This window comes from Variovorax sp. P4_D9, from assembly GCF_056401695.1.
Genome location: NZ_JBFUIU010000154.1, coordinates 1 through 14608, shown reverse-complemented (window position 1 = coordinate 14608; position 14608 = coordinate 1). Strand labels below are relative to the sequence as shown.

Below are 14608 nucleotides of genomic sequence, written 5' to 3'. Positions count from 1 at the left end.
GCATCAAGCTGATGAACAGCATGCTGCTGTCGATGCCGGGCTCGCCCATCATCTACTACGGCGACGAGATCGGCATGGGCGACAACGTGTTCGTCGGCGACCGCAACGGCGTGCGTACGCCGATGCAGTGGAGCCCCGACCGCAACGCCGGCTTCTCGCGCGCCGACCCTCAGCGGCTCTACCTGCAGCCGATCATGGACGCGATGTACGGCTACGAGGCGGTCAACGTCGAGGCCCAGCAGCGCGACAAGAGCTCGCTGCTGCACTGGACGCGGCGCATGCTCGCGGTGCGCAAGACCAGCCGCGCCTTTGGCCGGGGGCGCCGCACCTTCCTGAAGCCCGGCAACCGCAAGATCCTGGCCTATCTCAGCGAGCACGACGACGACGCGATCCTGTCGGTGTTCAACCTCTCGCGCGCGGCGCAGCCTGTGGAGCTCGACCTGTCGATGTTCAAAGGCCGGGTCCCTGTCGAGATGCTCGGGCGGACCTCGTTCCCGCCGATCGGCGAACTGCCCTACTTGCTCACGCTCGCCTCCTATGGCTTCTACTGGTTCAAGCTCGCCGACGAGGCGCCGATGCCGATCTGGCACCAGGAAGGCGTGGCGCTGCTCGATCGCCCGGTGATCGTGCTCTTCGACGGCTGGACCAGCCTGCTCAAGGACCGCGTGATGCCCTGGCGCATCGGCTTTGCCGATCGCCTGCTCAAGCAGTTCGAGACCGACACCTTGCCGCCCCACATCGAAGCCCAGCGCTGGTATGCCACGAAGGGTTCCCGCATTGCGCGCGCGCGGCTGTCCGACCAGGCGATCTGGCAGACAGATGGCCAGAGCTGGATGCTGCCGCTGCTGGAACTCGACGGCCCGCCCGAGAAGTCGACCTACTTCATGCCGCTCGCGCTAGCTTGGGAAGACCGCGACGACGAACGCATGAAGAGCCTGCAGCCGGCCGCGATCGCCAAGGTGCGGCAGCAGGCCAACGTGGGCGTGATGGGCGACGCCTACTTCGACGAGGCCTTCTGTCGCGCCGTGGTGCGCGCCATCGTCAGCGACACCGAGCTGCCGACCGCGCGCGGCCGCATGCACTTCCGCCCGACCTCCCTGGGCCGCGAGTTGGTGCTGGAGGCGGTCACCGGGCTGGCCGTCAGCCGGCCCACCGCGATGAGCAGCAATACCGTCGTCACGCTGGGTGAGACGCTGTTTCTCAAGGGCTACCGCCACGTGCGCCCCGGCATCAACCCCGAGCTCGAGATGGGCCGCTTCCTGACCGAGGAAGCTGGCTTCCTGCACGGCGTGCCAGTGGCCGGCGCGCTCGAATACGTGGGCGCCGACGGCACGCTGCTGACGCTGGCGCTACTGCAAGCATATGTCCCGAACCAGGGCGACGGCTGGAACCACACGCTGGACTACCTCGAGCGCGTGCTCGGCGAGCTGCGCGACGCCGACGGCGGGCGGCCGCCGAACCCGCACGGCGCATTCCTGGCATTGATCGGCATTCTCGGACGGCGCACGGCCGAACTCCACAACGCCTTGGGCCRCCGCACCGGCAATCCCGCCTTCGACCCCGAGCCGATGACCGCGGCCGACCTGCGAGCCGCACGCGAGACGGTCAGGACCGAGGCCAGGGACACGCTCGTGCGCTTGCGCAAGCAGCAGGACCACCTGGTCCCCTCGGCGCAGGCGGATGCGGCTACGCTGCTGGCGAACGCCGACGCCGTGGACGCCTTCCTCGACGCCCTGCGCCTCGAGGCGGGCACCGGCTGGCGTTCGCGCTTCCACGGCGACTACCACCTCGGCCAGGTGCTGCTGGCGCGCAACGACTTCGTGATCATCGACTTCGAAGGCGAGCCGGCGCGCCCGATCGAGGAGCGCCGCGGCAAGCAGTCGCCGCTGCGCGACGTCGCAGGCATGCTGCGTTCCTTCAACTATGCGCGCTGGAGCGCGCTGCGGCGCGCCGCCCAGAACGCCGACGAACTGGCCCGGCTCGATGTCGAGGCGCAAGCCTGGGAGCGCGAGACGCGCGAGGCTTTCCTGGCCGGCTATGCCGCCGCCCTGTCGCCCGAGGCCCTGCCGGTCGATGCCCAACTGCTGCGCCTGTTCGAGCTCGAGAAAGCCCTCTACGAACTGCGCTACGAACTCGACAACCGGATCGACTGGGTGCCGGTCCCGCTGCAGGGCATCCTGGCCTTGCTCGATCGCGTTGCGGCGCGTTGATTGCACGGTCTCCGCCTTTCAATGCATCTCTCCGGGAGGATCCCATGGAAACCTTGACCTTCTACCTCGAGCCGCTGCGCGCCCTCTTGTTCCAGATCGGTGCCTTCCTGCCCCGACTGGTGTTCGCGGCGTTGGTGGTGCTCGCCGGCTGGCTGATTGCCAAGGTGGTGCGCCTGGTCGTCATTCGCGGCCTGCAGGCGATCAACTTCCACGTGCTGACCGAACGCGCGGGCATCGACAACTTCCTGCGTCAGGGCGGCATGGTGTCGGATTCGACCGTGCTCTTCGCCGCGCTAGCGTACTGGGTGGTGATCCTCGCCTCGCTTGTGGTGGCCTTCAACGGCCTCGGCCTCACCCACGTGACCGATCTGCTGGGCCGGTTCATGTGGTTCGTTCCCAATGTCTTCGTCGCGCTGCTGGTGCTCGTCTTCGGCGCCTACTTCGCCAGGTTCGTCGGCGACGCGGCGCAGACCTACGGCCGCAATGCCGGCATCCAGGACGCGCAGCTGCTCGGCAAGGTGGCGCAGTACGCCATCTTGCTGTTCGTGGTACTGATCGCGCTCGACCAGGTCAAGGTCGGCGGCGACATCGTGCGCCAGAGCTTCCTGATCATCCTCGGTGGCGTGGTCTTCGCGCTGGCGCTGGCCTTTGGGCTCGCGGGCAAGGACTGGGCAGCCGCGCGGATCCAGGAATGGTGGCCCACGAGCCACCCGATCCCGCGCCCGCCGACGCGAGACCCCCTGCCACACGAAAACGTGCGAAACGCCAATCCGCCTGCTAGCGTATGGCCTACGCGCTCCCACCAGGACGATCGACCGCACCCATGACGAAGCGCCCCCACACGCTGCTTTCCGCCGTCTGGCCCGGCAGGCCCTACCCGCTCGGCGCGACCTGGGATGGACAGGGGGTCAACTTCGCGATCTTCTCCAAGCATGCCGAGAAAGCCGAACTCTGCATCTTCGACGACAAGGGACGGCACGAGCGCCAGCGCATCGTGCTGCGCGAGCGCACCAACGATGTCTGGCATTGCTACCTGCCGGAGGCACGCCCGGGCATGGCCTATGGCTACCGCATCCTCGGCCCCTACAAGCCCGAGGCAGGACACCGGTTCAATCCGCACAAGCTGCTGCTCGACCCCTATGCGAAGGACCTGATCGGCGAGCTGCGCTGGAGCGATGCACTCTATGGCTATTCGGTCGGAAGCAAGCGCCAGGACTTGTCGTTCGACCGCCGCGACRGCGCCGCCTTCATGCCCAAGGGCCGTGTGCTCGAGACCGCCTTCACCTGGGGCGAAGACCGCCGGCCCGAGGTGCCGTGGCAGGACATGGTGATCTACGAGATGCACGTGCGCGGCTTCACAATGCAGCACCCGGACATCCCGGAGAACCTGCGCGGCACCTACGCCGCACTGGGCTGCTCGCCGGTGATCGACTATCTGCAGCGCCTCGGCGTGACCACCATCGAGCTGCTGCCGGTGCATGCCTTCCTGAACGACCGCCACCTGGCCGACAAGGGCCTCCAGAACTACTGGGGCTACAACACGCTCGGCTACTTCGCGCCCGAGGTGCGCTACAGCGCCTCCGGCAAGGTGAAGGAGTTCAAGACCATGGTCAAGACCCTGCACTCGGCCGGCATCGAGGTGATCCTCGACGTGGTCTACAACCACACCTGCGAGGGCAACCACCTCGGACCGACGCTGTCAATGCGCGGCGTCGACAATGCCTCCTACTACATCGCGAACGCCGCGCAGCCGCGCTACTACGACGATTTCACGGGCTGCGGCAACACGGTCAATCTCGAGCATCCGCGCGCCCTGCAGCTGGTCATGGACTCCCTGCGCTACTGGGCCGAGGAGATGCATGTCGACGGTTTCCGCTTCGATCTCGCCTCGGCGCTGGCGCGCGAGGCCGGCAAGGTCGAGAACCTGGGTGGCTTCTTCGACGCCATCCGGCAGGACCCGACGCTCAACCGCGTCAAGCTGATCGCCGAGCCCTGGGACCTGGGCCACGGCGGCTACCAGGTCGGCAACTTCCCGCCCGGCTGGGCCGAGTGGAACGACCGCTACCGCGACGGCATGCGCGGCTGGTGGAAGGGCGACGCGGGCGTCGTCGGCGACGTCGCCAACCGGCTGGCGGGCTCGCAGGACCTGTACGGCTGGTCCGGCAAGGGGCCGCACGCGAGCATCAATTTCATCACCGCCCATGACGGCTTCACGCTGCACGACCTGGTCTCCTACAACGACAAGCACAACGAGGCCAACGGCGAGGACAACCGCGACGGCAACAGCAACAACCTGTCGTGGAACTGCGGCGCCGAGGGCCCGACCGACGACCCCGGGATCATTGCGCTGCGCGAGCGCCAGAAGCGCAACTTCCTGGCCACCCTGCTGCTGTCGCAAGGCGTACCGATGCTGCTGGCCGGCGACGAGCGCGGCCAAACCCAAAAGGGCAACAACAACGTCTATTGCCAGGACAACGAACTCGGCTGGCTCGACTGGACGCCACGGCCCGAAGCCGAGTCGCTGCGCGACTTCGTCGCCCAGCTGATCCGGGTGCGGCGGCTGCATCCGTCGTTCCGGCGCCGCAGTTTTTTTCGCGGCAAGCCGGCCGGCGATGGCGCCGCCAAGGACGTGGTGTGGCTGCGGCCCGACGGCCGCGAAATGACGCCGCCCGACTGGGGGGGCGAGCATGTGCGCTGCCTCGGGATGATGTTCTCGGGCACCGGCATCACCGACGTCGGCCCGCGCGGCGAGCCGCAGCAGGATGACGACTTCCTGCTACTGCTCAACGCCTACCACGAGCCCCTTCCGTTCACGATGCCGACGCATCCCGGGGACCGCTGGACACGCCTGAGCGACACCGCCCGCGAGAGCGCGCTGTCGCTGCTGCTGGCCGAGACCACCTATCCGCTTCAGGCGCGCTCGCTGGCCCTGCTGCGCTGTAGCCGGGCCGCTTCATGAGGCGAGCGCACGCCATGCCCTTCGGCGCCATCGTCCTCAACGGAGGCGGCGTGCATTTTCGACTCTGGGCCCCTTCGATCGACCAGGTGGTGCTCGAACGCGAGGACGGCAACGGCTGGCAGGATCATGCGATGCAACGCATCGACGACGGCTGGCACGAGACCACGGTGTCCCAAGCCGAGGCGGGGAACCGCTATCGCTACCGCCTGCAAGACGGCCTGCGGGTGCCCGACCCGGCGTCGCGCCGCAATCCGGACGACGTCCACGGCCCGAGCGAAGTGGTCGACCCGCTGGCCTACGACTGGACCGACGAGACCTGGACCGGCCGACCGTGGAACGAGGCCGTGGTCTACGAACTCCACGTCGGCACCTTCACGCCCGAGGGCACCCTGGCTGCCGCCCAGGACGGGCTCGCCGAGCTGGCGGAGCTCGGCATCAGCGCGATCGAGTTGATGCCGATCGCCGACTTCCCCGGCCGGCGCAACTGGGGCTACGACGGCGTGCTGCCCTTCGCCCCCGATGCGAGCTACGGCACGCCGGAAGAACTCAAACGCTTCATCGAAAGCGCCCACCAACTCGGCGTGATGGTGCTGCTCGACGTGGTCTACAACCACTTCGGCCCCGAAGGCAACTACCTGCACGCCTACTGCCCCGAATTCTTCAACCCGGCGCATCAGACGCCCTGGGGCGCGGCGATCAACTTCGACGGCGCCCGAGCCCGCACCGTGCGCGACTTCTTCGTTCACAACGCGCTCTACTGGATCGAGGAATACGGTTTCGACGGGCTGCGCATGGACGCGGTTCATGCGATCCGCGACGACTCGATGACGCCGATCGTGGAGCAGATCTGCAGCGCGCTGCAGCAGGGCCCCGGCCGCCTGCGGCAGGTGCACGTGGTGCTCGAGAACGACCTCAACCAGGCGCACCGGCTGGAGCGCGCAGCCGATGGCCTGCCCGTGGCGGCCACGGCCCAATGGAATGACGACCTGCACCACGCGGTCCACGTTCTGCTCACCGGCGAAGTCGACGGCTACTACGTCGACTACGCGCAGCGCCCGCTCGAGCAGTTCGGGCTGGCACTGGCCCGGGGCTTCGTCTACAGCGGCCAGCCCTCGGTCTTTCGCGATGGCACGCCGCGAGGCGAACCCTGCACCCACCTGCCCCTCGGCGCCTTCGTATCCTTCCTGCAAAGCCACGACCAGGTCGGCAATCGCGCCATGGGCGAGCGCATCGACGTCCTCGCCGATCCTGCGCTCGTGATGGCGGCGCGCACCTGCGTGCTGCTGTCGCCGCACACTCCGATGCTGTTCATGGGCGAGGAATACGCGGCCTCGACGCCGTTCCAGTACTTCTGCGACTTCGAGCCCGAGCTGGCCGCAGCCGTCACGGCCGGGCGGCGATCCGAGTTCGGCCGCTTCGCCGCCTTCGCCGACGAGGCGGCACGCGCGCGCATTCCCGATCCCAACGACGAGACGAGCTTCGCGGCATCGCGGCTCGATGCCGGCGAGCGCGCGCAGCCGTGGCAGGCGCGGGCGCTGGTCCAGACCCGCGAAGTGCTGCGGGTCCGGCGCACCGAGCTGACAGCGCGATTCGGTGCCGGCTGCCGCACCCACCAGTGGTCCTGCGAAGGCGACGCGCTGAGGCTGGTCTGGCAGCTCGATGCCGACGCCGACGGAAGCTCCGACGCTTCGGCCTTCCTGCACCTGGTCGCCAATTTCGGCGCCGCCGACGCCGAGGTGGCCTGGCCGCCGGGGCGCGTGATCCACCTGCTGGGCGTCGACGGCGCCTGTGCTGCAGGCAGCGCGCTTCGGCTGGCACCGGGCGCCGTCTGCGCGACCCTCGAGGAAGCGCAAGGTGGATGAGGCCGAGGCGCTGCGCCGGCTCTGCGAGCGCCACGGCGTGGCGACCGGCTACCACGACGCCTTCGGCCACTGGCAGGCGGTGGCGCCCGAAGCGCTGGCTGCATTGCTGCACGACGCAGGCTATCTGCCGGGCGATGATCCGGCCTTGGCGGAGACGGACGCAGAGCGCTCGTCATGGCGGCAGACCCTGCCGCCGGTCCTGGCGGTTGCCGCAGGCAGCGGGCACTTCGCCGTGGCGCTGCAAGTGCCCGCTTCCACTGCCCACTTCACATGGCGGCTGGTCGACGAAAGCGGCGGCGTTCACCAGGGCGAGATCGACACCGCCTCCCTGGAGGCCGAGGCCGAAGCGGAGATCGACGGCGTACGCCATCGTCGCTTCAGCCTGCCGGTCAGGCTGGCCCTACCGGCGGGCTACCACCGCCTGAGCATCGTCGGACATCCGGACGAGACGCTGGTGGTCTGCGGCCCGTTGCGCTGCCACCAGCCGGCGCCACTGGATCGCGGCGGTCGGGTCTGGGGCTTCACGCTGCAGTTGCATTCCCTGCGTTCGGGGCGCAACTGGGGCTTCGGTGACTTCAGCGACCTCAAGGACTTCGTGGTCCAGGCCGCCCGCGAAGGCGCCGACGTCATCGGTTTGAATCCGCTGCACGCGCTGTTCCCCCACAACCCCGCGCATCAGAGTCCGTACAGCCCGTCTTCGAGGGCCCAGCTCAACGTGCTCTACATCGATGTCGAGGCGGTGCCCGACTTCCTGGCCTCGGCAGCGGCGCAGCAGCGGGTGCGCTCGCCGGCGTTCCAGTCGCGACTGGCCGGCCTGCGCGCCGCGCAGCTGATCGACCATTCCGGCGTCTCGGCGGCGAAGCACGAGGTCCTCGAGCTGCTCTACCGGCGCTTTCTCGAGCGAGCGCCGGCTGATGTGGARGTCGAGCTACTGCGGCGCTTCCGGGAGCGTGGCGGCGAGGCGCTGCGCCAGCACGCGCTGTTCGAGGCGCTGCAAGCGCATCTGCATGCGGCAGACCCGGCGGTCTGGGGCTGGCCGGCGTGGCCGGAAGCCTTCCGCGACCCCTGCGGCGCGGCGGTCGCCGCCTTCGCGGCCAAGCACGGCGAGCGAATCGGCTATCACGAATACCTGCAATGGCAGGCTGCGCGGCAGCTCGAATCGGCGAGCGCGCGCTGCGCCGAACTCGCCATGGCGATCGGCCTCTACCTGGACCTCGCGGTCTCGGTCGACCGCGGCGGCTCGGACGCGTGGCGTCATCGGGGCTGCTTCGCGCTCGACCTGCGGGTCGGCGCGCCGCCCGACGCCTTCAACACCCAGGGCCAGGACTGGGGCCTGCCGCCGCTGCGCCCGGATCGCCTGCGCGAGGCCCGGTACGCGATCTTCATCGAGGCGCTGCGCACCAACATGCGCGGTGCCGGCGCCATCCGCATCGACCACGTGATGGCGCTGATGCGGCTGTTCTGGATTCCAAACCGCGGCAGACCGCGCGACGGCAGCTATGTGGCCTATCCGTTCGACGAGTTGTTCGCGATCCTGGCCCTCGAGAGCCAGCGCCACCGCTGCCTCGTGATTGGCGAGGACCTCGGCACGGTGCCCAATGCGATGCGCAAGACGATGCGCCGCCATGGCGTGCAGTCGTACCGCCTGCTGTATTTCGAGCGCACGCCCGATGGTGCTTTCCGCGCGCCGGCCGACTTTCCGCGCGAGGCGGTGGTGGCGATCGGCACGCATGACCTGCCGACGCTCGCGGGCTGGTGGTCGGCCCTTGACCTGCGCGTGCGCTTCGACCTTGGCCTGATGCCCGATGCCGCGACCTATGAGCGAGCGGTGCAGGAGCGCCACCACGATCGCACGCAGCTGCTCGAGGCCGTCCGGCAGCAGCGGGCCCTGCCGCCCCGAAGCGTCGCTGCGGCCGAAGGCGGAACGCTGGATGCCGATGCGGTGGCGGCCTTGCATGCCTTCCTGTCCGCCGCGCCCTCGGGCGTGATGATGGTGCAGCTCGAGGATGCGCTCGGCGAGATCGAGCAGTCGAACCTGCCGGGCACAACCTTCCAGCACCCCAACTGGCAGCGCAAGTACGGTGCCGGGCTCCACGAGATCTGGTCCGGCCTTCAGATGCAGCAACTCTGCGCCGCGATGGCGCGCAGCCGGCCGCGCGAGCGTGCCGGCTGGCCGCTCCGAACGCAGGTGCCGCGCGCCACCTATCGCCTGCAGCTTCACGCGGGCTTCACTTTCGACGATGCCGCAGGCATCGTGCCCTACCTCGAGCGCCTGGGCATCAGCCACGTCTACTGTTCGCCGATCCATCGCGCCCGACCCGGCAGCATGCATGGCTACGACGTCGTCGCCCACGCCGAGGTCAATCCCGAACTCGGTGGACTGGCCGCCTTCGAGCGCCYGACGTCGACGCTCAAGGCGCACGGCATGGGCCAGCTGATCGACCTGGTGCCGAACCACATGGGCGTGCTCTGCAATGACAACCCCTGGTGGTCGGACGTACTCGAGAACGGCATGGCCTCGCGCTACGCCCGACACTTCGACATCGACTGGACGCCTCTGACGCCGCAACTGGCGGGCAAGGTGCTGCTGCCGGTGCTGGGCGACCACTACGGCAAGGTGCTGGAGCGCGGCGAGCTGCAGCTCCAATGGGATGCCGAAGCCGGCGCCTTTGCCGTCGGCTACTTCGAACACCGTTTTCCGCTGGCACCCGAAAGCGCCGCCGCCATCCTCGATCGCGCCTGCGACCGCCTCGGACGGGGTGAGGCCAGCGCGCCTCTCGCGGGCATCGCCACCGCGCTGCGCCATCTGCCCGGCATGCGCCGCAGGCGGTCCCGAGCCGTGGCTGAGCGGGCCCGCGACAAGGAACTGCTGAAGGCCCAACTGGCGCTGCTGGCCGCCGCCCGTCCCGCGGTGGCAGATGCGATCGCGGCCGCGGTCGAAACGCTCAACGGCAGCGATCAGCGGGATGCCCTGCACCGGCTTCTGGAGGCGCAGGCCTATCGCCTCGCCCATTGGCGCGTGGCGGCCGACGAGATCAACTACCGCCGCTTCTTCGACGTCAACGAACTGGCGGCGCTGCGCACCGAACGCCGCTCTGTGTTCGAGGCCACGCATGCGATGGCGCTCGACCTCGCCGCCCGCGGCTGGGTCGAGGGCCTGCGCATCGACCACCCTGACGGCCTGCATGACCCGGCGCGCTACTTCGAGGGCTTGCAGGACGGATTCGTCGCCCGCACGGGGCGGCCGGCGCGCGGCCTCGACGCCGACGGCCGGCCCGACCGCCCGCTGTACGTCGTGGCCGAGAAGATCGCCGCGCCGCTCGAGGAGGTGCCGGTCTCATGGGCCATCCACGGCACCACCGGCTATCGCTTCGCCAATCTAGCCAACGCAGTGCTGATGGACACGCGCGGTGCCGACCGGCTGCGCCGAATCTGGCGTTCGTTCACCGGCATCGCCACGCCATTCGAAGAGATCGTCTACCGGTCGAAGCGCGAGGTGGCCGGCGCAACACTGGCGTCCGACCTCGAGGTGCTGGCGATCAGGCTGCTCGCCATCGCCAAGTCGCACCGCAGCACCCGCGACCACTCGCTCAACACGCTGCGCGAGGTGCTGGCGACGGTGGCAGCCAGCCTCACGGTCTACCGGACCTACAACGCGAAAAACATCGCCGACCAGGATCTGCACTACATCAACCAGGCGGTTGCCGCAGCGCGGGAGCGGCTGGCGCTGCCCGACCCCTCGGTGTTCGACTTCGTGCGCGAGGTCCTGCTGGGCCGGGCGCCGGGGGACGCACGCGCCGGCCGCCGGCAAGCGCTCCAGCTGGCCCGCCGCTTCCAGCAATTCAGCGCGCCGGTCGCGGCCAAGGGGGTCGAGGACACGGCGTTCTACCGCTACTTCCCGCTCGCCTCCGCCAACGAGGTGGGCGGCGAGCCCGACCGGCTCGGCGTTTCGGTCGAAGCGTTCCACGAAGCCAGCAGCGACCGCCAGCGGCGCTGGCCGCAGACCATGCTGGCCACCTCCACCCACGACAACAAGCGAGCCGAAGACGTGCGGCTGCGCATCGACGTGCTGTCGGAGCTACCGGGGCTATGGCGACTCGCCTTGAAACGCTGGGCAGGCTTCAATGCCCCCCTGCGCGGACCGGTGTCGGCGGCGCACGAGTACCTGCTCTACCAGACGCTGCTCGGGACCCTGCCGCCGGACGAACTCGACGCCGCCGGCCAGGAGGCGTATGCGGACCGCATCGTGCACTACCTGTTGAAGGCCGCACGCGAGGGCAAGACCGGCACCAGTTGGACCCGCCCCGACGCCGGCTACGAAGCGGCGCTGGAGCGCTTTGCACGCGGCGTGCTGGCGTCCCGCCCGGGCAACGTCTTCGTTGCCGACCTGCGCAGCGCGGTGGGCGCGCTCGACCACTACGGCGCGCTTAACGGGGTCAGCCTCAACCTGCTGAAGTACAGCTCGCCCGGCGTGCCCGACCTGTACCAGGGCTGCGAGCTGATCGATCGCAGCCTGGTCGATCCGGACAACCGGCGCCCGGTGGACTTCGAACAGCGTTTGCACTTGCTGCGGGCGCTGGAGGCACTCGGCGAGGGGCCGCAATGCGAAGCCGAGGTCTGCCGTCTGGCGGCCACGCCCAGCGATGGCCGCGCCAAGCTCTGGCTCATCTGGCGCCTGCTCTCGCTGCGCAAGCGCTGGCCCGAATTGTTTCGCGACGGCAGCTACGAGCCGCTCGAGGTGCAGGGCGCGCGGGCCCGGCACGTCATCGCATTCATGCGCCGCCACGAAGGCCGGGTGCTGGTGGTAATCGTGGCGCGCTGGTTCGCACTGCTCGACGACCGAGGCCGGGGGCGGCGGCTTCCGCTCGGCGCAGCCGCCTGGGGCGATACCCGGGTGCGCCTGCCGTCCGGGCTCGGCAACGCATCGATGGAAGACCAGCTCACCGGTGCCCGCCACGCGCCAACCGGCGAATGGATCGCCCTGGCGTCGGTGCTGCGGTCATTTCCCGGCAGCGCCCTTTGGCGCGAGGGCACGCCGTAGGAGCCGGCCTTCCGCGCGACGCGGCCTGCTCCGCTCCAGCGTGCCCGGGCCGACGCATATCCCGACTGGTCACGTACCGCGCAGGAGACAAGAAAGCATGAGTCAGGCCATCCACTGTTTCACACGGCGACCGTCCGGTTCACCATCGATCCCGAAGGCCTTGAGGGCCCGCGCTGCGTGGCGGCAATTGCCGAAGATCCGCTGCGCTACTTGTTCGGCGCCAGAGGCGGCGGCGACAGCCTTGTCCATGCCTGCCTGTTGAATGCCGATGTGATCAACGCACGGGCCCTGGCGCGCTACCGCGAGGCCCCGAGCCGACAGATAATGCTCGAAAACGCGGATTTCGCGTTGTCGGAGAGCAGCGCCGAATTCTGAGACGGCATCCAACGGAAATCACACCGATGGGGGCTTTTCATGTCCATGGACCCCTTGGTGTCACGGGTGCTGCGGATGCTTCAGAACCTCTCGCAGGCGCGGATCGGTCTGAGCTGCCTTCGCCTCCATCCGGAAGGGCCCGCCGGCTCAGGCAACTCGGAGCGGGAGTTGCAACAGCGCATCACGCAAGGCGAGCAGGCCGTGCGGCGCCTGCTGGCTTCGATGGATGTCGCACATCGCTCCGAAGCCAGGGTGTCCCGCGCCTTGTTCTTGCAGTCGTTGCTCGAGAGCGCGCCGCAGCGTCTGCAGGCGTGGAGTGACCAGGATCCCCTGGACCGGATGCCACCCTCGCGCCTTTTCGAGTGGACTTCCCACGATCACGAACGACTCGAGTTGGCCCAACTCGAATCGCAAATGACGCCTGAAGAAGCCGCCCGCTACATCAGCACGCTGCAACCCATTTGACTGAAGCCGTCAGGCGGTCGCGCCGGCGAGTTCGGCCATCAGCTCTTCCTTGCGCATTTCAAGCTGCTCGCGCATGGCGACGAGATTCAGGCCCCGGGCGGCGCGCGCCTTCACGAAAATCTCGTTGCGTTCTTCCTTCACATGATGGTCGATGTATTCGCCGAGAACAGTGATCTTGGCATCGAACTTGTCATCCACATCCGCCGCATCCTGAATCTGGGCGATCAGTTCCTTGGCGCTTGCATGCTCAACTTCAGCTTCCTCGAGGAGGTCGACGTCCTTGATCGCCTCTCGCAGCGCCGGGTAGAAGATCTCTTCCTCGATCTGGGCATGCACGCTCAGCTCCGTGCAGATCTCGTTGGCGAGATCCCTCTTTTTTTGGGGCGCCCCGGCCGCCTTCGACTTGGCGAGATCCTCGTAGGCTTTGAAGAGTTTCTTGACCTTGCGATGATCTGCATCGAGAAGGCTGCAGGCACGGCGCGCTTGGTGGTGGAAGGCATCGTTAGGCTCCATGGGTGTGATGTTGAGGGAGAGCGAAGAATGGGATCGCACGACCGCACACCGGCGTAGGAAAAATGCGCATGCAGCTACCGGCGGAACGGATGCGAGCCAACGTCCTATGTCCTCCCCTCCGACCCGGCGAGTCGGCTCGACCTTCGCCCCAGTTCAACCGGCAAGCCGAGCCAGGCTGCGGCTGCGCAGGGAGAAATCGGAAGCTTCAAGTTGAATCGGCATTGCAGGACGTCGGCGATGGCGCTCCACCGCGACCTGTTCGATCAGGTCGAAGTGGGTCTGGCAGGCGTCAAGGAGGCTCTTCGGCCCTCCCTTGGCACCGAACAGATCTCGCAGCGCGTCCTCCGAGATCTCGGCGAGGATGCGGGGTCCGTCCAGACCCTCGGGATAGATGGCAAAGCGCACGGTACCTCTGTCGAAGCAGTGAATTGCCTCGCATTTCATAGTCGTCTCCTGTTGCCGGGCCACTGTGTTCGAAGCCGCAAGTGCCAACAAGCAGGCGATGGCTCCAGCGGCTGTCGGCCCAAGCCTGCCCTTCTTCGTCGTCAAGACGCTGCCGACCCGACCAGGCTCGACGCCAGCGACAGATCCTCCAGCCATGCCGCCCATGCCGCCTCGCGCTGTGCCGGGTCGCCGCGCAGCAGCGCCGAAGGGTGCAGCGAGATCAGGACGCGCCGTCCGGCAGCGTCGGCATGCCACTGTCCGCGCTCTCGCATCACGGCGACCGGCCTCTGCAGCAGCGCGCGTGCGGCGGTGGCGCCCAGCGCCAGAAAGGCGCCGGGCTTGACCCGCGCGATCTCCTCCTCGAGCCAGTGCCGGCAGGCGTCGACCTCACGCTGCGCCGGTGTCTTGTGCATCCGGCGCTTGCCGCGCAATTCGTACTTGAAGTGCTTGACGGCGTTCGTCACAAAGAGCTTCTCGCGCTGCCATCCAAGCTCCGCGACGGCGCGATCGAAGAGCTTCCCCGCCGGCTCCACGAACGGACGRCCCGCCAGGTCTTCCTTGTCGCCGGGCTGTTCGCCCACCACCATCAGCACCGCGTGAAGCGGGCCCTCCCCAATCACGGACTGCGTCGCCAACGCGCCCAGCGGGCATTCGCGGCAGGCGTTGGTGGCCCGGCGCAAGGCCTCGATCGCACGCGGCCGGGGCGGCGGGGCCTCAGCTGTCCTCATCGGGAATCCGC

At 68.4% G+C, this 14608-nt stretch carries 10 protein-coding genes; 7 read left to right on the top strand and 3 right to left on the bottom strand.

Annotated elements, in window-relative coordinates:
• The 7 genes from AC1DY5_RS18115 to AC1DY5_RS18085 all read left to right on the top strand — a co-directional run.
• A partial coding sequence (locus AC1DY5_RS18115) for a putative maltokinase (RefSeq protein ID WP_478113510.1) occupies window positions 1-2210 on the top strand: 2210 nt, incomplete at its 5' end.
• A 44-nt stretch (window positions 2211-2254) separates the two neighbouring features.
• A complete protein-coding gene (locus tag AC1DY5_RS18110) occupies window positions 2255-3037 on the top strand; it encodes a mechanosensitive ion channel family protein (protein ID WP_478113508.1) in 783 nt (260 codons plus the stop codon).
• The gene (glgX, locus tag AC1DY5_RS18105; RefSeq protein ID WP_478113507.1) at window positions 3034-5169 is read left to right on the top strand and encodes a glycogen debranching protein GlgX; all 2136 of its coding nucleotides are present in this window, start codon (window positions 3034-3036) and stop codon (window positions 5167-5169) included. The genes AC1DY5_RS18110 and glgX overlap by 4 nt, the downstream gene beginning before the upstream one ends.
• Before the next feature lie 14 nt (window positions 5170-5183).
• The gene (gene treZ, locus AC1DY5_RS18100) at window positions 5184-7031 is read left to right on the top strand and encodes a malto-oligosyltrehalose trehalohydrolase (RefSeq protein WP_478113505.1); all 1848 of its coding nucleotides are present in this window, start codon (window positions 5184-5186) and stop codon (window positions 7029-7031) included.
• Complete coding sequence (gene treY, locus AC1DY5_RS18095) at window positions 7024-12072, top strand: malto-oligosyltrehalose synthase (protein ID WP_478113503.1); 5049 nt, start codon at window positions 7024-7026, stop codon at window positions 12070-12072. Before treZ ends, treY begins: the two co-directional genes overlap by 8 nt.
• Before the next feature lie 177 nt (window positions 12073-12249).
• Window positions 12250-12447: a hypothetical protein gene (locus tag AC1DY5_RS18090; RefSeq protein WP_478113501.1), complete on the top strand. Its 198-nt coding sequence runs from the start codon at window positions 12250-12252 to the stop codon at window positions 12445-12447.
• A 39-nt stretch (window positions 12448-12486) separates the two neighbouring features.
• Complete coding sequence (locus AC1DY5_RS18085) at window positions 12487-12912, top strand: hypothetical protein (RefSeq protein WP_478113500.1); 426 nt, start codon at window positions 12487-12489, stop codon at window positions 12910-12912.
• A gap of 9 nt (window positions 12913-12921) precedes the next feature.
• Here AC1DY5_RS18085 and AC1DY5_RS18080 read toward each other — a convergent pair whose 3' ends face one another.
• From AC1DY5_RS18080 to AC1DY5_RS18070, 3 genes are all read right to left on the bottom strand, one after another.
• Window positions 12922-13425, bottom strand: a complete 504-nt coding sequence (locus AC1DY5_RS18080; RefSeq protein ID WP_478113513.1) for a hemerythrin domain-containing protein — start codon at window positions 13423-13425, stop codon at window positions 12922-12924.
• A gap of 153 nt (window positions 13426-13578) precedes the next feature.
• Window positions 13579-13830, bottom strand: a complete 252-nt coding sequence (locus AC1DY5_RS18075) for a hypothetical protein (protein ID WP_478113498.1) — start codon at window positions 13828-13830, stop codon at window positions 13579-13581.
• Window positions 13831-13970: 140 nt separating this feature from the next.
• Window positions 13971-14597 carry a UdgX family uracil-DNA binding protein gene (locus AC1DY5_RS18070; protein WP_478113512.1) on the bottom strand — a complete coding sequence of 209 codons (627 nt, stop codon included), beginning with the start codon at window positions 14595-14597 and terminating at the stop codon, window positions 13971-13973.
• Between the last annotated feature and the right edge of the window lie 11 nt (window positions 14598-14608).

Bases quoted from the DNA above. Each gene is read 5' to 3' on its own strand.
- AC1DY5_RS18085 (WP_478113500.1), top strand. From the start codon at position 12,487: ATGTCCATGGACCCCTTGGTGTCACGGGTGCTGCGGATGCTTCAGAAC.
- AC1DY5_RS18080 (WP_478113513.1), bottom strand. From the start codon at position 13,425: ATGGAGCCTAACGATGCCTTCCACCACCAAGCGCGCCGTGCCTGCAGC.
- AC1DY5_RS18110 (WP_478113508.1), top strand. From the start codon at position 2,255: ATGGAAACCTTGACCTTCTACCTCGAGCCGCTGCGCGCCCTCTTGTTC.
- treZ (WP_478113505.1), top strand. From the start codon at position 5,184: ATGCCCTTCGGCGCCATCGTCCTCAACGGAGGCGGCGTGCATTTTCGA.